A 24212-nucleotide genomic window follows, 5' to 3' on the forward strand; every position below is an offset into this window, starting at 1 on the left:
CGTTCCCCGCCGATCCGGTGAAATGCCCTGATTCGCCCTGATGCGGTCACAGTGGGCACTGCTACACCCGCAGACTGCGGCCCCTGCTGCGCACGACCTCCTCCGCCACCGCGCTCAGCTTGCGGTTCGTGCGCTGCGAGAAGCGACGCAGGACGTCGAAGGCCTCGCCCGGGTCGCAGCCCAGCGCGTGCATCAGGATGCCGCTGGCCTGGTCTATGACGGCGCGTGAGTCCAGCGCCGCCTCGAGCTGGTTCACCTGGGCGAGAGCCGCCCGGTAGAAGTGGTCGCGCACCAGTCCCTGGGCGAACTGCTCGCCCAGCACGACCACCGGATGATGTGCCAGATGGGTGAACGCCCCGGGACGGAAGCTGTAGAGACTCAGGGTCACCTCCACCTCGCTGCGCCGGAACGGCATCGTGACGCTGGAGCGGATGCCCGACTCGAGGGCCGCGGCGCGGTAGTCCGGCCAGCGCTCCTCGTCCAGCAGATCGAGGGCCGCTACGGGCTCGCCCGTGTCCAGGGCGCTCGAGGTGGGACCTTCGCCCGAATCGAGCTCGACGGAGATCAGCGTCGTCAGATCGGGGTGGGTGGCGGCGGCACGGCGCTCGGCCGAGCCGTCGGTGACCGTTGTCGCGGCGCCGCAGCAGGGCTCCACGCAGCGCATCGCCGCTTCCGTGAAGTCCGAAAGGCCGCGAGCGGCTGCGGGTCCCACGGTCAGGTCCGTCGGGGGCAGCATGACGTGTCCTCCTTCGCGGGTGCGGCTGCCCGCCCCTTCGCACCACAAACCCCCGGTGCCTCGTGCTGAACTCCTGGTCGTCGCGTTGCGCCGCCGTGCGGTCGGATAACTTTCTCCCATGGCGCAGAGCGATGAGTTCGGCGACGACCTCGAGGATTTCGTCCGCCGGGTGGCTGAGCTGAGAGCCGCGCGGGGGCTCCCGCCGGACGAGCAGCAGACCCTTCTGGACGCGGCCCTGTTCGAACTCCAGCACGTCTCGGAGACCCTGTGGCCCAAGTACGAACGCCTGGCCGCACAGCGCCCGGCCCGCGCGTCGGCGGACCGTACCGAGCTGCAGCTGCTCCGGGCCCTCTTCCAGCGGCTGCCGCTGCCCGTGGCCCTCATGGGGGGTGACACGGTCGTCCGCCGGATGAACCTGGCCGCCACGGACCTCACCGGCGTACGGGCCGGCTTCGCCGCCGGCCGGCCGCTGTCCGGGCTGCTGCGCCCCGGCGACCGCGGCGCCCTGCGCTCGCAGGCGGCCGCGGTCGCCAGGGGAGAGGGGCCGCGCAGTCTGCGCGTACATCTCCAGCATCGTCCGGAGGAGACGCTGCGGGCGACACTCACCGCCCTGCGCCCACCGAACGAGCCGCACCCCGCCGTCCTGATGGTCCTGCAGTCCGACATGGCCCCCGACCGGCGGGACGCCGGCCCGGCCGGCCGCCCCGGCACCAGGCTGCGCCGCGCCACCGCCCCCGACCTCGCCGAAGCAGCCGCGCACGCGGCCCAGATGGACCTTCTGGACGGGATGACCACCGCCCTGCTGCGCGCCCCCGTCGGCGAACCGGAGGCGGCGCTCGGCGCGGCCGCCGAGGTCCTCGCCACCCATGGCGCGGACTGGGCCGTCGCCGACCTCGTGTCCGGGGCCGGTCTGCGCCGTATCGCGGTCCGCGGTCCGGCCGGCGAGGAGGCTGCCGCGCTGGCGGCACGGATAGCGGCCCAGGACCCGGCAGGCTGCCCGATCGTCGTCGACTGCGCCGGCGAAGGCTCCTCGCTGCTGCAGGTGCGTCCGGAGGACCTCGACTGCTTCGGCCGCGACGCCGAAGGGGACTCCGTCCTCGTCCAGGCCGACGTGACGTCCCTGCTGTGCGTGCCCGTCCAGGAGCGCGGTGAGGGAGGGGGCCGGGTTCTCGGGGTGCTCTCACTGTTCGGCAGTGGAGGCACGCCCGCCTTCTCGATGGCGCACGCCCGCGCCGTCGACGTCGTCTCGAGGCACGTCGCCCTGGCTATGCGGCGCGCCGCATGACGTCCTCGTGCACGGCCTCGTCCCGCATGACCTCGTTGCGCAGCTGGTCGCAGCTCCGGCTGATCAGCCGGGACACGTGCATCTGGGAGATGCCCAGCGTCTGCGCGATGCTGCTCTGGGTCATGTCGCGGAAGAACCGCATGTACAGGATGTTCTGCTCGCGCTCGGGCAGCTTGCGCAGTCCCGGCTTCACCGCTTCGCGGTCCACGAGGACGTCGATGGCGGGGTCGGACGATCCCAGTGTGTCGCTGAGCGAGTAGCCGTCGTCGGCGCCCGGGAGCTCCGCGTCCAGGGACAGCGCCGTGAAGCTCTCCAGCGCCTCCAGACCGACCAGGGCGTCCTCCTCGGACACACCGGCGCGTTCGGCGATCTCCGCGACCGTCGGGGCGCGCCCCGAGACGGTCTGCACGAGGTCCTGGCGGGCGAACCGGACCCGGTTACGCAGGTCCTGGACGCGGCGCGGCACGTGCAGGGCCCACATGTGATCGCGGAAGTGCCGCTTCACCTCGCCCACGACGGTGGGCACCGCGAAGCTCTCGAACGCGCCGCGTGACGGGTCGTACCGGTCGACCGCCTTGACCAGGCCGAGCGCGGCGACCTGCTGAAGGTCCTCGATGGACTCGCCGCGGTTGCGGAACCTGCCGGCGATCCGTTCGGCCATCGGCAGCCAGGCGGACACGATCTCCTGGCGCACTTCCTGCCGCTCAGGTCCGTCGTCGAGCTCCGCCAGCCTGCGGAAGGCGTCGGCTGTGTCGGGGGCGTCGGAGTGAGAGTGCTTGGTGTGAGCGAACGTGGGCATGATGTCGCGACTCCCTGGGATGTGGGGGCTGCTATGCCGGAAAATCGAGTCACCCGGGGAACACGGACAGGGGCCTGAGACGCCCGGAGCATCCGCTCCCACGGGGCGTGCCTCCTGTCCGAAGCACACCACGCACCTGCCCGGGCGTGTGCGGCCAAAACATCCTCAGCCCACGGCCGGTACGTCGATCCGCGCGTCGACGGGGAGGTGGTACACGGCGAAGGCGTGGCCGATGACCGGCTGCGCGACATTGCGCACCTTGACGCCGCCGGCGGTCATCCCGTGCTCGGTGCCCATGTGGGCATGGCCGTGCACCGCCAGGTCCGCCTCCGCCTCGTCGACCGCTTCCGCGAGGAGATATGTGCCGAGGAACGGATAGATCTCCGGCGGCTCTCCGGCGAGCGTGTCGGGGACGGGGGAGAAGTGCGTGAGGGCGACGAGGACCTCGCAGCCCTGCTCCCGCAGGTCGAGCAGGGCGCGTGCCAGATCGGCCGCGCACCGGCGGCTGTAGCGGACGAAGGACCTCATCTCCGGCTCGCCGAACTCGCCCGCGCTGCGGCCCGCGAAGCCGCCGCCGAAGCCCTTCGTACCGGCGATGCCGACCTTCGTGCCGCCGACGTCGAGCACCGTGCCCTCGCCCTCGAGGACGGTCGCGCCGGCGCGCTCCAGCAGGCCCGTCACCTCGTCCTGAAGGTCGCTGTGGTAGTCGTGGTTGCCCAGTACGGCGACGACCGGTACGGGCAGCCCCTTGATCTCGTCGGCCACCACCTTCGCCTCCTCGACGGTGCCGTGGCGGGTCAGGTCGCCCGCCAGCAGCAGCATGTCGGCGCATTCGCCGAGCGTCTCCCAGGCGGGGCGCAGCAGCCCTCGGCTGTCGGGCGCAAGATGGATGTCTCCCACGGCAGCAACACGGATCACTCGAGCTCCTCGGGCCCTTCGGGGCCGTGGCGCCGGCGACCGTGAGGTCGGCCCGCACCGGCAGCCCGCCGAGTTCGGTCTCTGCGATGCGCAGGATCTCGCTCCTGCACGCGGCCGTGGACACGGCGCCCCAGAGGTGCACGTGCCCGCCGCGCATGTCGATCTGTACGCCCAGTTCCGAGATCTCCTCGTCCGCGAGACGCTCACGCAGACGCGCGATCCGGTACTCGGAAGCCTCAGGTTCCTTCATGGGACACCTCCCGCGGCGGGATGACGTCCAGACGCTCCAGCAGATACAGGAACGCGTCCGGCATCGGCGAGGAGGAGTGTTCACGGCGCAGCCGGTCCCAGTCGACCCGCTCGCGCAGCGCCCGGGCGATCGGCAGCAGCGCGCCGAAGTCGCAGTGGTGCTCCGACAGCGCCGTGAGCCGGCTCTCCAGCAGGTCGGACGGGGCGAGCACCGGCATGTGCACGGAGTCGACCGGCAGGATCTCTGCCCGGTCGAGCATCTCCTTGGTGACGGGGCGGTGGGCCAGTTCGAAGATCAGATCGATCTGCTCGCCGCCCGCTCTGGCCTTCACCAGCCAGTCCTCCGGCGGGGAGACGACCTGGATCCCGCCTTCGACGAGGGTCCGTACGACGCCTTCGGCGTCCTGCCTGCGGAGGCAGAAGTCGGAGTCGTGCTGAAGCCGGACGGTCACTCCGTGGGCGTACGCCGCCACGCTGCCCACCAGGGCAAAGGGGTACCCCGACGCCTTGAGCAGTGCGCCCACCTGCTTGGTGGCCTCAAGGATCGCCTGGGTGTGGTCCTGGGGCAGTTCGTCCGGGGCGGTCGCGGCCGGTTGGACGGCGGCGACCGCGTCGAGGGCTCCGCCGGGCACGGAGGCTCGCGGAAGAGTTCCCGGCGGGGCCGTGTCCTGGGGGTGGTTCATCACCAGTTCTCCGTCCTGGGTCCGTCTCGGAGGGCGTTGGCTTTTCCTGCTGTTCGCAGACGTCGTGAGGACACGACAGGTACCCCGTCGACGGCAATTGATCCGTCCCCGACGGTCGTGGACCGCCCGGGACCTCCGGCGGACAGGTCCGGGCCCGTCCCCCGCTCCCGGCTCCGTCCCCGGTCCCGTGCCGGCCTTCGGGAGGCGGCCTTCCCGAAGCGGAAGGACGGCGGTGTGGCGCCGTCCACGGCGGGGTACCCGCACGGTCGCGGGTGGCCGCTGCCCAGCAACGCGGCAATAGTCGGAAGCCGGTACGAGTGTCGAGGAGGCTGGAGCCCATGGTCTCGCGAGCCACCAGGCCGCCGGGGGAGGAATCCGCCGCCGGAGGAGAGCGGTTCGGCGTTGCCGCCGCACGGCGGGGCGCCACCGTCGTCCTCTCCCTGAGCGGCGAGCTCGACCACGACACGGCCGATCCCCTGCGGGAGGCCATCGAAGAGCATCTGAACAAGGGCGCCGAGCGGGTCCTCGTCGACTGCGCCGGCCTGGACTTCTGCGACTCCACCGGACTGAACGTCCTGCTGCACGGGCGGCTGACCGCCCAGGAGACGGACGCCCGGGTGGAAATCGCGGGCATGCGGCCCCCTGTGGCGCGCATGTTCGAGATCACGGGGGCGTATGCGGTGTTCCGGGTGCACGCCGGCGTGGAAGAGGCGCTGGCGGACGAGCCGTCGACCTGACGGAGGAGGCCTGATGACCACGGGCCCCGGAGGGCACGGGCAGACCCGCCGGCTGGCGCTGTTCGGCACGAAAGGGGTGGTCAGCCGGTGTCGTGACTTCACCGAGCAGGCGCTGGCCGACTGGGGCTGGACGGCGGCCGGCCCGGAAGGACCCAGCGACGTCGTGGAGGACGTGCTGCTGCTCGTGTCGGAACTGGTGACGAACGCGTGTCTGCACGCGGGCGGACCCCAGGAACTGGTGCTCAGCAGGTCCGCCGGGTGGCTGCGGGTCGAGGTGGCCGACGCCGACCCTCGCCACCCCCGGCGCAAGGTGCAGAACGACCTCTCCCGGCCGGGTGGCCACGGGCTGCTCATCATGGAGCGGCTGGCGCACAGCTGGGGCTCGGAGCCACGCGGCACGGGGAAGGTCGTCTGGCTCGAGGTGCGACTCAGCTCCGCTCGGGGACAGCGGACGAGTCGTCCATGACCCCGGTCCGCAGCGTGTCGAGGATGCGCGCCAGCAGACGGGACACATGCATCTGTGAGATGCCGAGGCGTTCGCCGATCTCCGACTGCGTCAGCTCCTCACGGAAGCGCAGTGACAGGATCAGCCTGTCGCGCTCGTTCAGCGTGGCGATGAGGGGCTTGAGCGCCTCGAGTGAGTCGATGATGTCGAAGGCCGGGTCATCGATGCCGAGGCGCCTGGTGACGGCGTTGGACGCGTCCTCGTCGTTCACCGTGGCGTCGAGGGACTGCGCGGTGTAGCCGTTGGATGCGCGCTCGCCCTCCAGAACCTCCTCCTCGCTGACGTGGAGGTACGCGGCCAGCTCGGCGGTTGTGGGCCTGCGGCCCAGCCGCTGCTCGAGGACGTCGAGCGCCTTGGCGAGGTCGATCCGCAGCTCCTGGAGCCGTCGCGGCACCCGCACCGACCAGCTGGAGTCCCGGAAGAACCGCTTGATCTCACCGATCACGGTGGGGAGGGCGAACGAGGCGAACTCGACCTCGCGCTCCAGGTCGAAGCGGTTGATCGCCTTGATCAGACCGATCGTCCCGACCTGGATGATGTCCTCCATGGGTTCGGCCCGGTTGGCGAAGCGGAGGGCCGCGAACTTGACGAGGCTCAGATTGAGTTCCACCAGCGTGTTGCGGACATAGGAGTACTCGGGGGTGCCCTCTTCCAGATCGGCGAGCCGGGCGAACAGTGTGGTCGACAGGGCGCGGGCGTCCATGGGGCTGACGGCCCGCGGGTCGGGGATCTCGGGGAGGCCGTCGGGCAGGGCCCGCCGGTCCGTCGCGGCGAGCGGCTCCGGGCCGCCGGCGGGTTCCGGGGTTCCATTGGGGATCGGCTGCCGAGTGTGGGTCGAGCTGGACATCGAGGCTCCTTCGACGGGCGGAGGCCGGCGCTGTCGGGTGCAGCGGGACCGTCGGGCGAGCTCCTTATGTACTGATGATTCCCCTTCAGGGTGCTTTGAAGCAATCGCTGAGGGGCACGCGACTGATATGGAACGGGCGTCTGAGCAGCAGATCTCCGTCAGCCGCCGCTTCCCGCTCGACGGCGGGCGGGGCGTCGTGGCCCGGTGCCGTGATCTGACACGGGAGGCGTTGGACGACTGGTTCCCCCTGTCCGGCACCGACGGACGTGTCCGGGCCCAGGACGCACTGCTGCTCGTGTCCGAGGTGGTCACCAACGCGTGCACGCACGGTGGCTCCCCGTACGAGCTGAGGATCGACCGCGGCCCCGGCCGGATCCGGGTCCAGGTCAGCGACACGGGCACGGCCCGGCCGCGGCCTCGCGGCCCGCACCACCCCGCCCGTGCCTCCGGACACGGTCTGTATCTGCTGGACCGCCTCTCCGACGAGTGGGGGTGGGCACCTCAGGGGACGGGTAAGGCTGTCTGGTTCGTGGTCACGGTCCCCGAGTGAGCGCTTCCGCCGTGGCCGCCCCGTCTAAAGCGGCCCCGCCGCCGGGGTGTCGCGGCAGTGCCCGCGTGCCACAGTGGAGGAGGCCGTGGGCGCCGCCCCGCGGTGACCGGCCCACGGCGCCGTACGTCACGACAGCGCGAGGTCTGCGATGGACGCGTCCAGCAGTAAGCCCGAGCCCCTACGGGGCCGGCCTCCCGCGGAGCTGAGCGAGGAGGGACTCACCAAGCTGCTGGCCGGACTGACCGCCGTGCGCGACGGAGACCTCTCCGTCCGGCTGCCCTACGACTCCGGCCTGCTCGGCGAGATCGCCGCCATCTACAACGGCATGGTGGACCAGCTCTCCCTCGTCACCTCCGAGGTCACGAGGGTGGCCCGTGAGGTCGGCGGACAGGGCCTGCTCGGCGGCCAGGCCAGGGAGCCGCAGGTCAAGGGCGTGTGGTGGGAGCTCACCTCCGGCGTGAACACCATGGCGGACAACCTCACCTCCCAGGTCCGTTCCATCGCGCAGGTCGCCACAGCCGTGGCCCGCGGCGACCTCACACAGAAGATCAGGGTCGACGCGCGGGGCGAGATCCTCGAGCTCAAGGAGACCATCAACACCATGGTCGACCAGCTCTCCTCGTTCGCGGAGGAGGTATCCAGGGTCGCCCGTGAGGTCGGGACCGACGGGAACCTCGGCGGTCAGGCCACCGTTCGCGGTGTCTCCGGCACCTGGAAGGACCTCACCGACAACGTCAACTCGATGGCGACCAACCTCACCAACCAGGTCCGCAACATCGCCCAGGTCACCACCGCGGTCGCCCGCGGTGACCTGACCAGAAGGATCGACGTCGACGCCCGGGGCGAGATCCTCGAGCTCAAGACCACCATCAACACCATGGTCGACCAGCTCTCCTCGTTCGCGGCCGAGGTCACGAGGGTGGCCCGTGAGGTCGGCAGTGAAGGACGACTGGGCGGGCAGGCCGAGGTCGAGGGCGTCTCCGGCACCTGGAAGCGGCTCACGGAGAACGTCAACGAACTCGCCGGGAACCTGACCCGGCAGGTGCGCGCCATCGCCGAGGTCACCAGCGCGGTCGCCGAGGGGGACCTCACCCGCTCCATCACCGTCGAGGCGCCCGGCGAGGTCGGCGACCTCAAGGACAACATCAACGCCATGGTGGAGTCGCTGCGGGCGACGATCCGCGCCAACGAGGAACAGGACTGGCTCAAGACGAACCTCGCCCGGATCTCCGGCCTCATGCAGGGCACCAGGAGCCTGACCAAGGTGGCCGAGCTGATCATGGACGAAGTGGCGCCACTGGTCCGCGCCCAGTACGGCGGGTTCTTTCTCGCCGAGGAGGGTGAGGAGGGGACCGAACTCGTCATGATCGCCGCGTACGGGGCCCAGGACGGCCTCGTCGGCCAAGGCCGCCGTATCCGGCTCGGCCAGTCCCTGGTCGGGCAGGCCGCCCGCAGCAGGCGCACGATCGAGGTGCACGACCTGCCGCCGGGCTACGCGACGGTCTTCTCCGGCACGGGCCGCACGGACCCGAACCACCTCGTCGTGCTGCCCGTCGTCCTCGAGGACCAGTTGCTGGGCGTCGTGGAACTCGCCGCGGTACAGCCCCTGACGGTCGTCCACCGCGACTTCCTCGACCAGTTCATCGAGTCGGTAGGCGTCAACGTCAGCTCGCTGATAGCCAACACCCGCACCGACGAGCTGCTCGACAGGTCCCAGCGGCTGACCGTGGAACTCAGCAACCGCTCCAAGGAACTGCAGGCCCGCCAGGCGGAGTTGCAGCGCTCCAACGCCGAACTCAAGGAGAAGGCGGCACTGCTCGCCGACCGAAACCGTGACATCGAACGCAAGAACCTGGAGATCGAGCAGGCCCGCCAGGAGCTGGAGGCCCGCGCACAGCAGCTGTCGCGGACCTCGATGTACAAGTCCGAGTTCCTGGCCAACATGAGCCACGAGCTGCGCACACCGCTCAACAGCCTGCTGATCCTGGCCCAGTTGCTCGCACAGAACCTCGAGGGCAATCTCACCGAGAAACAGGTGGACTACGCCGAGGTCATCCACTCCGCGGGCTCCGACCTGCTCCAGCTGATCAACGACATCCTCGACCTGTCCAAGGTCGAGGCCGGCAAGATGCCCGTCCATCCCGCGGCCTTCCCCCTCAGCGGGCTCATGGAGCACGTCGAGGCCACGTTCCGGCCCGTGGCGACCGAACGCGAGCTCACCTTCGAGGCCGTGGCGGAGCCCGACGCGCCACAGTGGCTGACCACCGACGAGTCGCGGCTCCGCCAGGTGCTGCGCAACCTGCTGTCGAACGCGCTGAAGTTCACCGACCAGGGGCGGGTCGAGCTGCGGGTCGCCGCCGCGGGCGAGGAGGAGGTGCCCTCGTCGCTGCGGGACGCCGGGCCCGTCGTCGCCTTCCGTGTCGCAGACACCGGCATCGGCATTCCCGCCGACCGGCTGGAGAGCATGTTCGGCGCCTTCCAGCAGGGCGACGGAACCACCTCCCGCCACTACGGCGGCACCGGTCTCGGGTTGTCGATCAGCCGGGAGGTCGCCCGGCTGCTGGGCGGCACCATCGAGGCGCAGAGCACCCTCGGACGAGGCAGCTGCTTCACCCTGTACCTGCCGGTCCACCGTCGGGGTTCCACCCGGGCAGAGCCCGACCACGCGAACGGCGAACCCGGCACCGCAGGCGACCGGCCCGTCGTGCCGGTCGGAGACCGTACGGTCCTGGTGGTCGACGACGACACGCGCAACGTTTTCGCGCTCACCGAACTGCTCGAGCACGAAGGCGTGCACGTCATCACGGCGGACAACGGCAGGACCGGCATCGAACTGGTGCGGACCCGACACGACATCGGCCTTGTCGTGATGGACGTGATGATGGCGGGGACGGACGGCTACTCCGCCATGGCGGCGATCAGGAAACTGCCGCACGCCGCCGATGTGCCGATCATCGTCGTCACCGCGAAGGCGATGGCGGGCGACCGGTCGGAAGCGCTGGCGGCGGGAGCGGACGACTACGTGTCCAAGCCGGTCGACACCGACCGGCTCGTGGCGAAGATCCGGCTCTGGCTGGAACAGGGCCGCTGACCGGCCGCCCCGCCCGCGGCCGCAGGTGTCCGCGGCGGGAACATCAGCCGACGCGCACGGCGATCAGACTGGTGTCGTCGTCCGTGTCGCCGGTCGCGTCCCGCAGCAAACGGTCAACCTGCTCGTCGACCTGAGAGGCCGTGAGCTTCTCGGCCGTGCGGCGCAGCGCCGCCAGGCCCTCGTCGAGGCCGTCGTGGCGGCGCTCGATGAGTCCGTCGGTGAACAGCAGCAGCGTGTCCCCCCGGTGCAGCTGCGTCGTCGCTTCCCGGTAGACGGGTGCGCGCGTCGCGCCGAGCAGGATGTCCTGTGGGGGATCCAGCAGCCGGGCCTTTCCGTGACGCAGCAGCAGGATCGGCAGATGGCCGGCGCTCGCCCAGAGCAGCGTCCGGTCACCCGGGTCGTACAGCGCGCACAACGCGGTGGCCGTCAGATGTCCGGCGGTGTGCAGGGTGACCTCGTTCAGCCAGGCCATCAGCCGGGCGGGGGAGTGGCCGGTGAAAGCCAGGCCGCGCAGCGCGTTGCGCAGGGCGACCATGCCGGTGGCCGATTCGATGCCGTGGCCCGCGATGTCACCGACCGCCATCAGCACCTTCCCGTCGGGCAACGGGAGGATGTCGTACCAGTCGCCGCCGACCCGGTACTCCTGCGCCGCCGGACGGTAGCGGGCCGCCACGCTCAGCCCGGGCAGCTTCGTCAGCGACGGCATCTCGGGGACGATCGCCTGCTGGAGCTGGAGCACCAGCCGGTGCCGCAGCGTCGCCTGCGCCCGCACTGCCGTGAGCTGGTCGAACGTCGCCGTCAGCGCGACCTCCGTGTGGTACTCGGCCGAGATGTCCTGGTAGACGCCGGTGATCCCGCACAGGTCCGCCCCGTCGAGCAACGGCTCCGCGGCGATCCGGACATGGCGCAGTCCGCCGTCGTGGCGGACCACGCGGACGACGGCCGCGGCGCCCTTGCGCCGCTCGACCAGATCGGTGAGCAACTCGCGCAGCTCACCCGCGTCGTCCGGGTGCACTCGCGGTTCCAGCTCGGTCAGCGGGACCGGTTCGGAGCCGAACGGCATCCCGAAGAGCGCGTACGTCTGCTCCGTCCAGGTCGACCGGCCCGAGCCGAAGTCGTCCTCGAAGAGCGCCAGGCCCCGCAGCCTGCCGACGGCCCGTCCGCCCGCCGTGCGGTGGTCGCTCCGGGTGTGCCACAGCACGACGGTGCGGCCGTCGCCGGCCGGCAGCACCCGCACGTCCACCAGCGGCGCGCCGGTGCCGGAGCCGTGTTCGGCGGGAAGCCGCGCTGCCCGCTGCGGGGCGCTTGCGTGCCGGGCCCGGCGCGACATCGCCTCGAGATCGACATGGAGCAGCGGGAACGCGGCCTCCACGGGCCGTCCCACCGCCCGGTGCGAGCCGCCCAGCGCATCCGCTGCCGGCCCGTTGACATGCTCGACGAGCAGGGCACCCGTCCGCGGGTCACGTATCAGGGTCATCGCCGGATGGGCCAGCGCGTCCAGAAGGTCGTCGAGTACGGGCTGCTCGGACGGCGTCACCTCCTCGGCCGCCAGCACCCGCGCCGCGACCTCGACCAGGCCCGTGAGCGCGCCGCGCAGGGAGCCGTCCAGGTCGGCGGCGGCAGGCCAGACGGCGAGCGCCAGTCCCACGGTCCTGCCGCGCAACCGGAGCGGGAACAGCGCGCGGGCCGCACGGTCCGAGGGACCGGGCAGCGTCTCCCCCGGCGACGGACCCGTCGGCAGCCATACAGGCGCTCCGTCCGCGAAGGCGGCGCGGACCGGTGCCGGGGCCGCCGGGGGGATCCACTGCCACTGCGACGCCTCGAGGGCGCTCACCCCCGCGTGACCCGCGAGCCGCAGGCACCCGGATCCGGTCACCCGCCAGAGCCACAGAGCCTCCACACCGAGCGGCCGCAGTCCACCCTCCAGCAACGTGGCCGCGCCCTTGGACACGGTGGCTGCGGCCTCGGCGGCCGTGACCACCTTCCGCAGCCGGCGCGCCTCGGCCGTCGGCGGAAGGTCTTCGCCCTCTCCGCGGCCGGGGCGGGCGTCCGTCGGGCCGGGCGCGGTGACGGCGATACTGCCGGCCACACCGTTCACGATGTCCGCGGCGATGTCCTCGCGGCTCAGTGAGGCGGACTCGGCGAGACGGTCGAGGTGTTCTCCGGCCTCCGACGGCGCCGTGCGCAGCTGGGCGGCGAGGATCCCGGTGGCCAGATCGGTCAGGTGACGCCGGGACAGCTCCTCGCGGAGTGCGGCGTTCTCCTCGCGGAGGCGGTCGACGAACGACGCCTGTTCGCTCCGCCCGCCGCCGGCGGGCCCTTCGGCAGGCAGGACCACGACCACTCCCATCTCGAGCAGTCAGTGCGACCAGGCCGGCGGGTGATCGCGCCCGGTGAGGATTTTACGCGTGCTCCCTGTGCCCGGCAGAAGTCGTCCGCCCGCCCTCGCGGCGGGCTCCGCCAGGTGCCCGACCGGCCGCCGGAATGTCCCTCGGAGCGCGGGGTACACGCAGTACCCGATCGGCCGCGCCCCGAGTCGCGGCGATTGCGGCCCATCCGGGCGCGGCGCACGGTGGAGGGGTCGGCTTCCCGACCCGGTCACCAGGTCCGGTCACTAAGGAGTGGTCATGCCACGCGGTTCGAGTTCCAAGAGGGAACGACAGTACGAGCACATCAAGGAGGGGGCCGAGGAGCGCGGAGCGAGCGAGAAGCGCGCCAAGGAGATGGCCGCGCGCACGGTCAACAAGGAGCGTGCCCGCTCGGGCGAGTCCAAGAGCGCGAGCAAGACGTCCACGCAGGACATGTCGTCCTCGCGCCGGGGCGGCAAGCGGTCGCACAGCGGCTCGGAAGGCCCCACGTACGACCAGCTGTACGCGGAGGCGCAGCGCCGCAACGTGCACGGTCGCTCTTCCATGAACAAGGACGAGCTCAAGCGGTCATTGGGGAAGTGACCAGCCTGCACGGATGCCGGACGCCACGGGACGCCGCGGTGTCCGGCATCCGCCATGTCCGGGCCGTCCGCCCTTGTCGTTCCGTCAGCCACGCCCGGCGCCGTCGCCGCCCGCTCACCCCGAACCGGCCCGACTCACCGTGTGCCGGGGTGCCGGCACCTCTCAGGCCGTCGCGTGTTCCTTCACCGAACCGACCTCTCAGGCCGTCGCGTGTTCCTTCACCGAACCGGCGAGTTCCTTGTCGAGAGCGGCCCGCACCAGTCCTGCCGCGAGGTGCGCCGCGTCGGCGTCGTCCGCGAGCTTCAGCAGCGTCCCCGGGTCGTCGGCGACCCCGAGGCGACGGGCGCCCTGAAGGGCTTTCTCGTCCAGCATCGGCCCGGCCTCCGGCCAGACGGCCTGCACCTCCCGCAGGAAGATGTCCACGCCCGCCGGACCGATGCCAGGGACCTCACGCAGAAGGCGGCGCAGCTCGTCGACGTCGCCGTCGGCCTGCTTCCGCATCCGCCGCAGATCACCGCCGTACCGCTCGATCAGCAGCTCCGCGCCGTCGCCGAGCTGCGTCGCCGTGCGCTCGTCGTAACGGCGGTAGCCACCGCGCCCGAGGGCGTCGACGCGCTCCTGCCACGACGCCTTCCGCATCGCCTCGGGGCTGCGCATGCCCGCGTCGCTCAGCTCACGGGCCGCCGCGACCGCGACCGAGGCCCGGATGCGCGCACTCAGCAGATGGGCGAGGACCAGCAGCCGGTACAGCGGCTGCGGCGTGTCCCGCAGCGTGATCCCCGCCTCCTCGGCATACGTACGCCCGTGGTCCTCGAGGAGCGTGTGCAGCAGGGCGCGCTGCCGCTCGTCCTTCCCGCCGCTCCCTCGGGTGCTCATCGTCGTTCCCCCGCCTCGTACGGCCAGCGCAGCAGTGCGCCGAGGCCGCCCACCGGCACGTCGTGGGAGCCGTCGGCGGGGACACTCTGCACCTCGGCGCCGGTCACCACCGCCGAGCGCAGCAGCGCGTCGTCGGCACGGGCCGCGGAGGGCCGGGTCTCGCCCAAGTACTGCGACTCCGTTCGGCGTACGGCCAGCTGGTCGGGCTCGCTGCCGACCCAGACCTCGCGCTGGGTGTCGGCACCGTCCGGCCTCACGAACAGCTCGGCGATCCGGTGCTCGCGGGCGGCCTCCACCAGATCGGGGACCGTCTGCGCGACCGAGTCGTGGGCGGCGCGGAACCGGTCGAGCTCGTTCTCGGTGGTGCGCAGGGCGAGCTCGTGGAGTGCGCTCTCGATGTCCTTGTCCAGCAACCGGGTGGTCGCGCCCTCCGCCCGGCCGCCGTGCTCGGTCTCCACGGCGATCGGCCGCAGCTGCGGGGGCAGCCTGTCATGGACCGCCCTGCGCTCACGGGCTCCGCCGGCCAGCACGATCAGGTCGGCCTTCACCTCCTGTCCGCGGGCGGCGATCGCGGCCGCGATCTCGCCGGCGTTGTGCTCCCAGGTGTTCTCGACGCTCCGCTGGAAGTGCCACTCCGACCAGTCGTCACGTCCCGTACGGTGCACCGGCCAGTCCCAGCCCTCGGCGTGGCCGGCGGGACGGGAGGCGACCGGGGTGCGTACCTCCAGGTCCGCGCCGAGCCGGTCGATGTAGGCGACCAGGCACACCGGTTCCCGGGCGCCGAGGTCGAGCAGCGGAGACACGTGCGGCAGGGCGGACCACCGTACGTCCGCCGAGACGGCCGGAGGCGTGGCGAGCGGCGGGTCGAGGACCACTTGACCGGCGGTCGCGAACACGGCGCGCCCCGCCCCGTGCGTCGGCCCCGGCCGTGACATCAGGGCGTCGTGGACAGCACGCCCGGTCGCGTCGTCTGCCCCTTGCCGTGCGAGGGAGTCGCACACATCGCGGGCCTGCAGCTCACGCCGCCTCGTGGTCGACTCGTTCTCCCATCCGGTGTCGAGATGAACGCTGGCCCATGGACCTGGACGCTCGTAGAGAGGGGTGAGAAACGACAGCTGCATGACTTCCTCCCTCGGAGGCCGGGTATCGCGTCACCAGCGGGTACCCGCAAGGTCAACCCACACACGCCACGACCAGCACGACTCGGAAAGGACGGTCGCCGTGAACGAGACCGAGCACGGGCACAAGGGCGTCGACCCGGCGGACCTCAGCGAACAGGATCTGCTGCGGGAACTGGAGACCATCCACCGCAGCCGCCACGACACACTGCTCTACGGCTCGGCCGCCGCCCTGGAGGCGCACAATGTGCGGATGGCGGACCTGGAGGCCGAGTATCTGCGGCGCCACCCCGACCGGTCGGCGGCTGCGGGCCGTACCCGTTCCGGGGCTCGGGGAAGGACCCAGTGAACGTCCGGGACACGGAGCAGGCCCCCGGTAGCCGGGGGCCTGTCGCCGGGGCGCGTCGCGGCGCCCGGACAGCCGTGAGCGTGTGAACGCGTCGGGCGCGTTCACACCTGGTGTCCGGCGGCTCAGCGGCTCGCGCCGACGCCGGAAACCTTCGCGAACTCGGCGGTGAAGGCGTCGCAGAACGCCTCGAGGTCCCCCGGCTTGCGGCTGGTGATCAGCGTGCTCGGCGCCGCCTCGCAGACGCGCACCTGCTCGTCCACCCATTCCCCGCCCGCGTTGCGGATGTCGGTACGCAGGCTGGGCCACGAGGTGAGACTGCGGCCGCGGACCACGTCGGCCTCGATCAGCGTCCACGGCGCGTGGCAGATCGCCGCGACGGGCTTGCCCGCGTCGAAGAACGCCTTGACGAACGCCACGGCGTCGGCGTCCATACGCAGCGCGTCGGGATTGGCCACACCGCCGGGCAGCACCAGCGCACCGAACTCGTCCACCGACGTGTCCGCGACCACCTGGTCGACGGGGAAGGAGTCCGCCTTGTCGAGGTGGTTGAACGCCTGCACCCGGCCGGAACGCGTCGATACGAGTTGCGGTTTGTCCCCGGAGTCCGACACGGCCTGCCAGGGCTGGGTGAGTTCGACCTGCTCCACTCCTTCATGGGCGGTCAGAAACGCGATCAGCATGATCAGCTCCTTTCGTTGTTGCTCTCGGCGACACTGATCTCCGCCAGCGCGGAGTGCGGATCCTGTGAGGCGGCGAGGTCTCCGAGGCTCACCACGCCGAGCGGGCGGCCGTCCTCCACGACCGGCAGCCGGCGCACCGCGTGGGCGCGCATCAGCCGCACCGCGGACTCCACGGAATCGTCGGGGGCCACGCACACCGGGTCGGGGGTGCACGCGGAGGAGGCGCTTACGCCGGCGGGATCCGCGCCCTCGGCGACCGAGCGGAGGGTGATGTCCCGGTCGGTGAGCATCCCGACCACCGTGTCGCCGTCGGCGACCAGCACATCGCCGATGTCCAGGTCCCGCATCAGCCGCGCCGCCTCGACGAGTGAGGCGTCCGGCCGCACTGCCGCCACCCCGGCCGTCATGACTTCTCTTACGAGCTCTGCCATCGCTGTTCGCCTTCCACTCGTCCCTCACCAGCCCGTTCGGGGCGGCTGCCGGGGCCGGGTACCCCGGTCCACCGGCAGCGACACAGGAAGAGACGGGGCGGGCGCGGCAGTTTCCGGGCCGCCAGGTTTGGACCCGCGGCGGGCGGGGACCCGAAGATCGGCCGAGCGGCCATGGGATGGGAGAACGGGCCGGGTGCGCGGATCGGCGGAACCGCGCACCCGGCTCCGCCATGCCGCTACGGCTGCCGCGGCTCCGCCATGCCGCTACGGCTGCTGCGGCTCCGGCTGGGCGAAGGCTTCGAGGATGCGCTCCGCGGCCAGCGTGGCGGTCAGCCGACCGCCACGGACCTGCTCCTCTAGACCGGCCGTCAGCTCCCGTACCCCCTGGTGCCTGTGCAACCGGTCCAGCAGGGTGTCGTGGACCATCGCCCACGTCCAGCCGATCTGCTGCTCGCGGCGCTTGGCGTCGAGAGCACCTGTCGAGCCCAGGACCGTCCGGTGCTGCTCCAGGCGCTCCCACACAGCTTCCAGCCCGGTGCCCTCCCGGGCGCTGCACGACAGCACGGGCGGGGTCCACGCGGCGTCCGCCGGGTTCATCAGACGCAGTGCCCCGGCGAGTTCCCGGGCGGCGGAGCGGGCGTCGCGCTCGTGCGGACCGTCGGCCTTGTTGACGGCGATCACGTCGGCAAGTTCCAGCACGCCCTTCTTGATGCCCTGCAACTGGTCGCCGGTACGGGCGAGGCTGAGCAGCAGGAACGAGTCGACCATGCCCGCCACGGCGGTCTCCGACTGGCCGACGCCCACCGTCTCCACCAGTACGACGTCGTAGCCCGCGGCTTCCATCACGACCATCGTCTCCCGGGTCGCCTTGGCGACCCCTCCCAGCGTCCCCGAGCTGGGGGAGGGGCGTACGAACGCCGCCGGGTCCACCGCCAGGCGCTCCATCCGGGTCTTGTCGCCCAGGATGGAGCCGCCGGTGCGGGTGGACGACGGGTCGACGGCGAGCACCGCCACGCGGTGGCCGAGGCCCGTGAGCATCGAGCCCAGTGCGTCGATGAACGTGGACTTGCCGACGCCTGGTACCCCGCTGATGCCCACCCGCCGGGCCGCCCCGGCGAACGGCAGCAGCTCCGTCAGCAGCCGCTGTGCGAGCGCCCGGTGGTCCGGGCGGGTCGACTCCACCAGCGTGACGGCGCGGGCGATGTACGCCCGCGAGCCGTCCCTCACGCCCTTCACATAGGCGTCGATGTCGATCCTCGGTGGCATGAACAGGCCCTACGACAACTCGTGCCCGAGCGAACCGGCCAGGGTCAGCACCAGGTCCCGCGCGGCGTCGGGGATCACCGTCCCGGGCGGGAACACCGCCGCGGCACCGGCCTCGTGCAGCGCCGGGACGTCCTGCGGCGGGATCACACCACCGACGACGATCATGATGTCCTCGCGGCCCTCCGCCGCCAGCTGCTCGCGCAGCGCCGGCACCAGCGTCAGGTGCCCGGCCGCCAGGGACGAGACGCCGACGATGTGGACGTCCGCCTCGACCGCCTGCCGGGCGACCTCGGCCGGCGTCTGGAACAGCGGGCCGACGTCCACGTCGAAGCCGAGGTCGGCGAACGCGGTCGCGATCACCTTCTGGCCCCGGTCGTGCCCGTCCTGGCCCATCTTGGCGACCAGAATGCGCGGCCGCCGGCCCTCCGCCTGCTCGAACTCCCCGACCAGGGCACGGGTCGCGTCCACCGAGGGCGACATGCCTGCCTCGTTCCTGTACACACCCGAGATCGTACGGATCTGGCCGGAGTGCCTGCCGTACACCTTCTCCAAGGCGTCGGAGATCTCCCCGACGGTCGCCATCGCACGGGCCGCGTCCACCGCCAGCGCCAGCAGATTGCCCTCGAGGCCGCCGCCCCCGACGTGGCCGGCCGCCGCGGCCGCGGTCAGGGCGCGCAGCGCGTCCTGGCAGGCGGCCTCGTCGCGCTCCGCGCGCAGCCGCCGCAGCTTCTCGATCTGCTGGGCGCGCACCTGGGAGTTGTCGACCTTGAGCACGTCGATCTGCTCGTCGGACTCCACCCGGTACTTGTTCACCCCGATCACCGGCTGACGCCCGGAGTCGATGCGTGCCTGGGTGCGCGCCGCGGCCTCCTCGATGCGGAGCTTCGGGATGCCCGCGTCGATGGCCTTCGCCATGCCGCCCGCGGCCTCGACCTCCTCGATGTGCCGCCAGGCGCGGCGGGCCAGGTCGTGCGTCAGCTTCTCGACGTACGCGCTGCCGCCCCACGGGTCGATGACCCGGCAGGTGCCCGACTCCTGCTGGAGCAGCAGCTGGGTGTTGCGGGCGATGCGCGCGGAGAAGTCGGTCGGCAGGGCCAGCGCCTCGTCGAGGGCGTTGGTGTGCAGCGACTGGGTGTGTCCCTGTGTCGCGGCCATCGCCTCGACACAGGTGCGCGTGACGTTGTTGAAGACGTCCTGCGCCGTCAGCGACCAGCCGGAGGTCTGCGAATGGGTGCGCAGCGACAGCGACTTCGGGTTCTTCGGGTCGAAACCCTTCACCAGCTTCGCCCACAGCAGCCGTGCCGCCCGCAGCTTCGCGACCTCCATGAAGAAGTTCATGCCGATCGCCCAGAAGAACGACAGCCGCGGCGCGAACGCGTCCACGTCCATCCCCGCCCCGATACCGGCCCGCAGATACTCCATGCCGTCGGCAAGCGTGTACGCGAGCTCCAGGTCGGCCGTGGCCCCGGCCTCCTGGATGTGGTAGCCGGAGATGGAGATCGAGTTGTAGCGCGGCATCTTCTGCGCCGTGTACGCGAAGATGTCCGAGATGATCCGCATCGACGGGCCGGGCGGATAGATGTAGGTGTTCCGGACCATGAACTCTTTGAGGATGTCGTTCTGGATGGTCCCCGCGAGCTTCTCCGCCGGAACGCCCTGCTCCTCCGCGGCCACGATGTACAGCGCGAGGACGGGCAGAACCGCTCCGTTCATCGTCATCGACACGCTCATGCGGTCCAGCGGGATGCCGTCGAACAACTGCCGCATGTCGTAGATCGAGTCGATCGCCACACCGGCCATGCCGACGTCGCCCGTGACCCGAGGGTGGTCGCTGTCGTACCCGCGGTGCGTCGGCAGGTCGAACGCGACGGACAGGCCCTTCTGGCCAGCCGCCAGATTGCGCCGGTAGAAGGCGTTCGACTCCTCGGCGGTGGAGAACCCGGCGTACTGCCGGATCGTCCAGGGCTGGTTGACGTACATCGTCGGGTACGGGCCGCGCAGATACGGCGCCACCCCCGGATACGTACCGAGGAAGTCGACGCCGGCCAGGTCCGCGTCCGTGTACAGCGGTTTCACCGGAATGCCTTCCGGTGTCTCCCACATCAGCTCACCGGCCTCCTTGCCGGTGGCGGCCTCGAGCGCCGCACGCCACTGCTTCTCGTCGGCCGAGCCCGCGGGGGCGGGGCCCAGCTCGATCCCCGTGAAGTCCGGGATGCCCATCACGCCACTCCGATCCGGTCGATGGCCCCGGTCAGCACGGCGACCGCGTCGCCGCCCGCGACGACGAACTCGTCGACACCGGCCCTCTCGTACGTCTCTCGCTGTTCGCCCGGCCGCCCGGCGAGGAACACCCGCAGAGCACCGGCGGCCTTCAGGGCCGCGGCGACCTGCGCCGCCTGCTCCGCGTAGAGCGCGTCGCTGGAGCAGATGCACGCCACCTGTGCGCCGCTCGCCGTGAACGCCGCCGCGGCCGAGGCCGCGTCGACGCTCACCGGGTCGTGCACCGTTTCGATGCCGCCGGCCTGGAAGAGGTTGGCCGCGAAACCCGCCCGCGCGGTGTGCGCGGATGCCGGGCCGAGCGCCGCGACGAACACCCTGGGCCGCGCTCCGGTCGCCGCCAGATGCGCGTCGGAACGGGCCCGCAACTCCTCGAACGCCTCGTCGCGGCGGACCACCGGCAGGCCTCCCGCCGGCCGCCGCGGCGCCGGGTCGCGTCGGACCGCCGGCTCACCGAGCAGCGGGAACTCGCTGACACCGGTCACCGGTTCGCGGCGGGTGTCGAGCCTCCTGCGGCGGCTCTCCCACGTCGCGTCGAGGCGCTCGGCGACGAGTCCGCCGCGCAGCGCGGCGGACTGGCCGCCGGCGCGCTCGATCTCCTGGAACCACGCCCACGCCGCCCGGGCGAGCTCGTCCGTGAGCTGCTCGACGTACCAGGAACCGCCGGCCGGGTCGACGACCCGGCCGAGGTGCGACTCCTCCAGCAGGATCGAGGACGTGTTGCGGGCGATCCGGCGCGCGAACGCGTCCGGCAGGCCCAGCGCGTGGTCGAAGGGGAGCACGGTCACCGCGTCGGCACCGCCCGCGCCGGCGGCCAGCGAGGCGACCGTCGTGCGCAGCATGTTCACCCACGGGTCCCGCCGCGTCATCATCACGGCGGAGGTCACGGCGTGCTGGCGCTGGGCGGCGCCGCCCCCGGTCACTCCGCACACCTCGGCCACGCGGGCCCACAGCCGGCGCGCCGCCCGCAACTTGGCGATCGTCAGGAACTGGTCCGCGGTGGCCGCGTACCGGAACTCCAGCTGCCCGCAGGCCGCTTCGGCGTCCAGCCCGGCGGCGGTCAGGTCCCGCAGCCAGGAGACACCGGTGGCGAGCGAACAGCCCAGCTCCTGGGCGGCACTCGCGCCGGCCTCGTGGTACGGAAGGGCGTCGACGCTCACCGCGCGCAGATGGGGATACGCGGCGTGGCAGAGCACGGCGAGCTCGGCGGCGACGGCGGTCCGCTCCTCGATGTCCGCGTGGCGGCCGGTGCGTGCGGCGTGGCCCAGGGGGTCCGCGCCGAGATTGCCGAGGGCCGACTCCGGGGCCGTCCCCCGCTTCTCGTACAGGCCGTGGAGTTCGCGTGCCGCGGCCTCGAAGTCGCCGCCCGCGTCGAGCACGACGGGAGCCAGGTCCAGGTGGACGCCCTCCAGGGCCGTGGCCAGGCCGTCGAGGGCACGCCCGCGTCACCGACGGCCAGCCACACGGAGGCCGCGCCGTTCTCCAGGTCGGCGAGGATCGCCTCGTTGGTACGGGCCGGGTCCGGCCGCTCGTGACGCTGGCGTACGTCCCAGCCGGCGACCGAACCACCCTCCGGCGTGGCGCCGCGGGTGAAGGGAGCGAAACCGGGGAAACCGGCCGAGTCGGCACCGCCGGCGGACGTGTACAGAGGTCGGGTGGTGATCCCGTCCTCCAGCGCCGTGGACAGTGCGTCCTCTGCCGCCGCGCCCGCCGCGTCCTTGCCTGCCTTGCGCAGCACGCCTTCGACCAGGCGCTGCCACTGCTCATGGGTCGCATCCGGAAACTCGGCGGCCAGTGAGAACCCGTCATCGGGGAGGACCGTCATGCCCCGGATGTTAGGTCAGTACCCACAGTCACAGCAGGTCCGGCGGCTGTGACCTTGCCCTCTCCGGGGCGCTCTTGATCCATTGCGCCCGGTGCCCTATCCGGCGGCCGCGACAGGGCGTGCCGCCCGGCGCCCAGGCATGGCCCTACCTCAGGCGGGTACCCGCAACGGACCAGCCGACAGAGACTAGAACGGCCGGCTGAACTGACAGAAACAGGTGAGTCACATGGGTCTTGGCGGATGCATCATCCTGATCGCCGCCGGAGCAATTCTCACGTTCGCCACGGACTGGGAGGTGGAAGGCGCGAACCTCGACGTGGTCGGGCTGATCCTCATGGCCGTCGGCATCATCGGAGTCGCCACCTTCACCAGCATCGCCAGGCGGCGGCGCGTGGTCGTGCCGCCCGCGACACCGGTGGTCGAGGACAGGCCGAACCCCCGCACGTACGAATGACGACGGGCGTGACCCTCCTCGCGCGTACGAATGACGACAGGCCGAACCGCCCCGTACGTAACGAATGAGAACAGGCGTGAGCCCGCACGTACGGAGCCGGACCGGCGCGCGTGACGAAGACGCGCCGCCCGGGAACGGCCCGGGGTCGGCCGGTGCGCCAGGGGGCGGCCCCGGGTTTGACCGGCGGCGCCCAGGGCACCCGGAGCGCGCTCGACGCGCACGTCCCGCAACCGTTCACGTCTGAGACCGGAGTCGATTGTGAGTCGTTCCCGAGTCGTCGTCGTGGGAGCCGGATTCGCCGGTTTCCAGGCGGCCCGCACTCTCAGCCGGACCCTTCGCGACGACGCGGAGGTGGTCCTGCTCAACCCGACCGACTACTTCCTTTACCTGCCGCTCCTGCCGCAGGTGTCGGCCGGCATCCTCGAACCCCGCAGGGTCACCGTGTCCCTGCCCGGCTCGCTGCCGCGGGTCCGCCTGGTCCTCGGCCGGGCCACCGGGGTCGACCTCGACGGGCGGCACGTCCACTACGAAGACACCGAGGGAGGTACGGGCCGGCTCGACTACGACCGGCTCGTCCTCGCCGTCGGCAGTGTCAACAAACTGCTCCCCGTGCCCGGCGTCGCCGAGCACGCACACGGCTTCCGCGGGCTCCCGGAGGCCCTCTACCTGCGGGACCACGTCACCCGGCAGATGGAGCTCGCCGCATCCGCGGGGACCGTGGAGGAACGCGCCGCCCGCCGCACCTTCGTCGTCGTCGGCGCCGGCTACACCGGAACCGAAGTCGCCGCCCAGGGTGCCCTGTTCACCCGGGCGCTGGCGGACCGGCTGCGCACCGGGCACCCGGAACCCCCGCCGCGCTGGATCCTGGTCGACATCGCGGAGCGGGTCCTCCCCGAGCTGGACCGCAGGCTCTCCGACACCGCCGACCGGGTGCTGCGCGAGCGGGGCGTGGAGGTCCGCACCCGGACCTCCGTCAAGGAGGCCACGGCCGACGGGGCCCTGTTCGACGACGGGGACGACATCGCCACCCGCACCCTGGTCTGGTGCGTGGGCGTGCGGCCCGACCCGCTCGTCTCCGAGGTCGGACTGCCCGTCGAGCGCGGCCGGCTGGTCGTCGACTCCAGGCTCACCGTGCCCGGCCGGCCCGAAGTCTTCGCGTGCGGCGACGCCGCCGCGGTCCCCGATGTCACCAGGCCGGGCGAGTACACACCGATGACGGCCCAGCACGCCTCCCGTCAGGGCAGGACAGCCGGCCACAATGTCGCCGCCTCCCTCGGCCGGGGCACCCCCCGCACCTACTCCCACCACGACCTCGGCTTCGCCGTCGACCTCGGAGGTGTCAAGGCCGCCGCGAACCCGCTCGGCGTAACGCTGTCCGGGCCGCTCGCGGGCGCGGTCACCCGCGGCTACCACCTCGCCGCGATGCCCGGCAACCGGGTGCGCGTAGCCGCCGACTGGGCGCTCGACGCCGTACTGCCCCGGCAGGCGGTCCAGCTCGGGCTGGTGCGTTCCTGGTCGGTCCCACTGGACACCGCTTCGCCCGAACTGGCGCGCGTCGGCGGCGCCCCTTCCAAGGAGCAGTGAG

General features: G+C 71.8%; 21 protein-coding genes and 1 pseudogene. 9 read left to right on the top strand and 13 right to left on the bottom strand.

The genetic code is table 11. The features are described from left to right. Positions 1-61 precede the first annotated feature (61 nt). Positions 62-736: a GAF and ANTAR domain-containing protein gene (locus GLX30_RS33535; RefSeq protein ID WP_159694658.1), complete on the bottom strand. Its 675-nt coding sequence runs from the start codon at positions 734-736 to the stop codon at positions 62-64. A gap of 118 nt (positions 737-854) precedes the next feature. On the opposite strand from GLX30_RS33535, the gene GLX30_RS33540 reads away from it, so the two are divergent. Continuing rightward, the gene (locus GLX30_RS33540) at positions 855-2021 is read left to right on the top strand and encodes a PAS domain-containing protein (protein ID WP_159694659.1); all 1167 of its coding nucleotides are present in this window, start codon (positions 855-857) and stop codon (positions 2019-2021) included. Here GLX30_RS33540 and GLX30_RS33545 read toward each other — a convergent pair. From GLX30_RS33545 to GLX30_RS33555, 3 genes are all read right to left on the bottom strand, one after another. Further along, complete coding sequence (locus GLX30_RS33545) at positions 2002-2820, bottom strand: SigB/SigF/SigG family RNA polymerase sigma factor (protein ID WP_159694660.1); 819 nt, start codon at positions 2818-2820, stop codon at positions 2002-2004. The genes GLX30_RS33540 and GLX30_RS33545 overlap by 20 nt on opposite strands. A gap of 165 nt (positions 2821-2985) precedes the next feature. Further along, positions 2986-3738 (bottom strand): metallophosphoesterase, encoded by a 753-nt coding sequence (locus tag GLX30_RS33550; protein ID WP_159694661.1) that lies wholly within the window; start codon positions 3736-3738, stop codon positions 2986-2988. Between the two features lie 236 nt (positions 3739-3974). Next, complete coding sequence (locus GLX30_RS33555; RefSeq protein ID WP_159694662.1) at positions 3975-4670, bottom strand: nucleotidyltransferase family protein; 696 nt, start codon at positions 4668-4670, stop codon at positions 3975-3977. A gap of 338 nt (positions 4671-5008) precedes the next feature. Between GLX30_RS33555 and GLX30_RS33560 the strand changes: the two genes are divergently transcribed. Both GLX30_RS33560 and GLX30_RS33565 read left to right on the top strand, forming a co-directional pair. Beyond that, positions 5009-5407, top strand: a complete 399-nt coding sequence (locus tag GLX30_RS33560) for an STAS domain-containing protein (RefSeq protein WP_159694663.1) — start codon at positions 5009-5011, stop codon at positions 5405-5407. 13 nt (positions 5408-5420) lie between these two features. Further along, the gene (locus tag GLX30_RS33565; RefSeq protein ID WP_159694664.1) at positions 5421-5873 is read left to right on the top strand and encodes an ATP-binding protein; all 453 of its coding nucleotides are present in this window, start codon (positions 5421-5423) and stop codon (positions 5871-5873) included. Here GLX30_RS33565 and GLX30_RS33570 read toward each other — a convergent pair. After that, positions 5836-6759, bottom strand: coding sequence for a SigB/SigF/SigG family RNA polymerase sigma factor (locus GLX30_RS33570; protein WP_208545532.1), 924 nt, complete (start codon positions 6757-6759; stop codon positions 5836-5838). The two genes, GLX30_RS33565 and GLX30_RS33570, sit on opposite strands and share 38 nt — an antisense overlap. A 127-nt stretch (positions 6760-6886) precedes the next feature. On the opposite strand from GLX30_RS33570, the gene GLX30_RS33575 reads away from it, so the two are divergent. After that, a complete protein-coding gene (locus tag GLX30_RS33575) occupies positions 6887-7309 on the top strand; it encodes an ATP-binding protein (protein ID WP_159694665.1) in 423 nt (140 codons plus the stop codon). A gap of 148 nt (positions 7310-7457) precedes the next feature. Then, positions 7458-10400 carry a HAMP domain-containing protein gene (locus tag GLX30_RS33580; protein WP_159694666.1) on the top strand — a complete coding sequence of 981 codons (2943 nt, stop codon included), beginning with the start codon at positions 7458-7460 and terminating at the stop codon, positions 10398-10400. Between the two features lie 43 nt (positions 10401-10443). Here the strand turns inward: GLX30_RS33580 and GLX30_RS33585 are convergent, their stop codons facing one another. Further along, positions 10444-12738: a SpoIIE family protein phosphatase gene (locus tag GLX30_RS33585; RefSeq protein WP_159694667.1), complete on the bottom strand. Its 2295-nt coding sequence runs from the start codon at positions 12736-12738 to the stop codon at positions 10444-10446. 289 nt (positions 12739-13027) lie between these two features. On the opposite strand from GLX30_RS33585, the gene GLX30_RS33590 reads away from it, so the two are divergent. After that, a complete protein-coding gene (locus tag GLX30_RS33590) occupies positions 13028-13351 on the top strand; it encodes a plasmid stabilization protein (RefSeq protein ID WP_159694668.1) in 324 nt (107 codons plus the stop codon). 198 nt (positions 13352-13549) lie between these two features. Here the strand turns inward: GLX30_RS33590 and GLX30_RS33595 are convergent, their stop codons facing one another. Both GLX30_RS33595 and GLX30_RS33600 read right to left on the bottom strand, forming a co-directional pair. Beyond that, entirely contained in the window at positions 13550-14227 is a 678-nt protein-coding gene (locus GLX30_RS33595) for an endonuclease (protein ID WP_159694669.1), read from the bottom strand. Beyond that, positions 14224-15348, bottom strand: coding sequence for a Vms1/Ankzf1 family peptidyl-tRNA hydrolase (locus GLX30_RS33600; protein ID WP_159694670.1), 1125 nt, complete (start codon positions 15346-15348; stop codon positions 14224-14226). The genes GLX30_RS33595 and GLX30_RS33600 overlap by 4 nt, the downstream gene beginning before the upstream one ends. Before the next feature lie 100 nt (positions 15349-15448). On the opposite strand from GLX30_RS33600, the gene GLX30_RS33605 reads away from it, so the two are divergent. Further along, positions 15449-15694, top strand: coding sequence for a DUF6158 family protein (locus GLX30_RS33605; protein WP_159694671.1), 246 nt, complete (start codon positions 15449-15451; stop codon positions 15692-15694). Between the two features lie 122 nt (positions 15695-15816). On the opposite strand, the gene GLX30_RS33610 is transcribed toward GLX30_RS33605, so the two are convergent. From GLX30_RS33610 to GLX30_RS33630, 5 genes and pseudogenes are all read right to left on the bottom strand, one after another. After that, positions 15817-16374 carry a type 1 glutamine amidotransferase domain-containing protein gene (locus tag GLX30_RS33610; RefSeq protein ID WP_159694672.1) on the bottom strand — a complete coding sequence of 186 codons (558 nt, stop codon included), beginning with the start codon at positions 16372-16374 and terminating at the stop codon, positions 15817-15819. Between the two features lie 2 nt (positions 16375-16376). Beyond that, positions 16377-16805, bottom strand: coding sequence for a CBS domain-containing protein (locus tag GLX30_RS33615; protein ID WP_159694673.1), 429 nt, complete (start codon positions 16803-16805; stop codon positions 16377-16379). Positions 16806-17069: 264 nt separating this feature from the next. Continuing rightward, positions 17070-18071, bottom strand: a complete 1002-nt coding sequence (gene meaB, locus GLX30_RS33620; protein ID WP_159694674.1) for a methylmalonyl Co-A mutase-associated GTPase MeaB — start codon at positions 18069-18071, stop codon at positions 17070-17072. Between the two features lie 9 nt (positions 18072-18080). After that, the gene (gene scpA, locus GLX30_RS33625) at positions 18081-20291 is read right to left on the bottom strand and encodes a methylmalonyl-CoA mutase (RefSeq protein ID WP_159694675.1); all 2211 of its coding nucleotides are present in this window, start codon (positions 20289-20291) and stop codon (positions 18081-18083) included. Then, positions 20291-22173 (bottom strand): annotated as a pseudogene (locus tag GLX30_RS33630) (methylmalonyl-CoA mutase family protein). Before GLX30_RS33630 ends, scpA begins: the two are co-directional and overlap by 1 nt. 226 nt (positions 22174-22399) lie before the next feature. On the opposite strand from GLX30_RS33630, the gene GLX30_RS33635 reads away from it, so the two are divergent. Together GLX30_RS33635 and GLX30_RS33640 are read left to right on the top strand one after the other, a co-directional pair. Continuing rightward, the gene (locus GLX30_RS33635; protein ID WP_159694676.1) at positions 22400-22627 is read left to right on the top strand and encodes a DUF6458 family protein; all 228 of its coding nucleotides are present in this window, start codon (positions 22400-22402) and stop codon (positions 22625-22627) included. Between the two features lie 258 nt (positions 22628-22885). Beyond that, complete coding sequence (locus GLX30_RS33640; RefSeq protein WP_159694677.1) at positions 22886-24211, top strand: NAD(P)/FAD-dependent oxidoreductase; 1326 nt, start codon at positions 22886-22888, stop codon at positions 24209-24211. Position 24212 lies beyond the last annotated feature (1 nt).

Source organism: Streptomyces sp. Tu 2975 (assembly GCF_009832925.1).
In the GTDB taxonomy this organism is placed as follows: Bacteria; Actinomycetota; Actinomycetes; order Streptomycetales; family Streptomycetaceae; genus Streptomyces.

Bases quoted from the DNA above. Each gene is read 5' to 3' on its own strand.
- GLX30_RS33600 (WP_159694670.1), bottom strand. From the start codon at position 15,348: ATGCAGCTGTCGTTTCTCACCCCTCTCTACGAGCGTCCAGGTCCATGG.
- meaB (WP_159694674.1), bottom strand. From the start codon at position 18,071: ATGCCACCGAGGATCGACATCGACGCCTATGTGAAGGGCGTGAGGGAC.
- GLX30_RS33555 (WP_159694662.1), bottom strand. From the start codon at position 4,670: ATGAACCACCCCCAGGACACGGCCCCGCCGGGAACTCTTCCGCGAGCC.
- GLX30_RS33560 (WP_159694663.1), top strand. From the start codon at position 5,009: ATGGTCTCGCGAGCCACCAGGCCGCCGGGGGAGGAATCCGCCGCCGGA.
- GLX30_RS33575 (WP_159694665.1), top strand. From the start codon at position 6,887: ATGGAACGGGCGTCTGAGCAGCAGATCTCCGTCAGCCGCCGCTTCCCG.
- GLX30_RS33580 (WP_159694666.1), top strand. From the start codon at position 7,458: ATGGACGCGTCCAGCAGTAAGCCCGAGCCCCTACGGGGCCGGCCTCCC.
- GLX30_RS33615 (WP_159694673.1), bottom strand. From the start codon at position 16,805: ATGGCAGAGCTCGTAAGAGAAGTCATGACGGCCGGGGTGGCGGCAGTG.
- GLX30_RS33595 (WP_159694669.1), bottom strand. From the start codon at position 14,227: ATGAGCACCCGAGGGAGCGGCGGGAAGGACGAGCGGCAGCGCGCCCTG.
- GLX30_RS33565 (WP_159694664.1), top strand. From the start codon at position 5,421: ATGACCACGGGCCCCGGAGGGCACGGGCAGACCCGCCGGCTGGCGCTG.
- scpA (WP_159694675.1), bottom strand. From the start codon at position 20,291: ATGGGCATCCCGGACTTCACGGGGATCGAGCTGGGCCCCGCCCCCGCG.
- GLX30_RS33570 (WP_208545532.1), bottom strand. From the start codon at position 6,759: ATGTCCAGCTCGACCCACACTCGGCAGCCGATCCCCAATGGAACCCCG.
- GLX30_RS33635 (WP_159694676.1), top strand. From the start codon at position 22,400: ATGGGTCTTGGCGGATGCATCATCCTGATCGCCGCCGGAGCAATTCTC.
- GLX30_RS33540 (WP_159694659.1), top strand. From the start codon at position 855: ATGGCGCAGAGCGATGAGTTCGGCGACGACCTCGAGGATTTCGTCCGC.
- GLX30_RS33590 (WP_159694668.1), top strand. From the start codon at position 13,028: ATGCCACGCGGTTCGAGTTCCAAGAGGGAACGACAGTACGAGCACATC.
- GLX30_RS33535 (WP_159694658.1), bottom strand. From the start codon at position 736: ATGCTGCCCCCGACGGACCTGACCGTGGGACCCGCAGCCGCTCGCGGC.
- GLX30_RS33610 (WP_159694672.1), bottom strand. From the start codon at position 16,374: ATGCTGATCGCGTTTCTGACCGCCCATGAAGGAGTGGAGCAGGTCGAA.
- GLX30_RS33545 (WP_159694660.1), bottom strand. From the start codon at position 2,820: ATGCCCACGTTCGCTCACACCAAGCACTCTCACTCCGACGCCCCCGAC.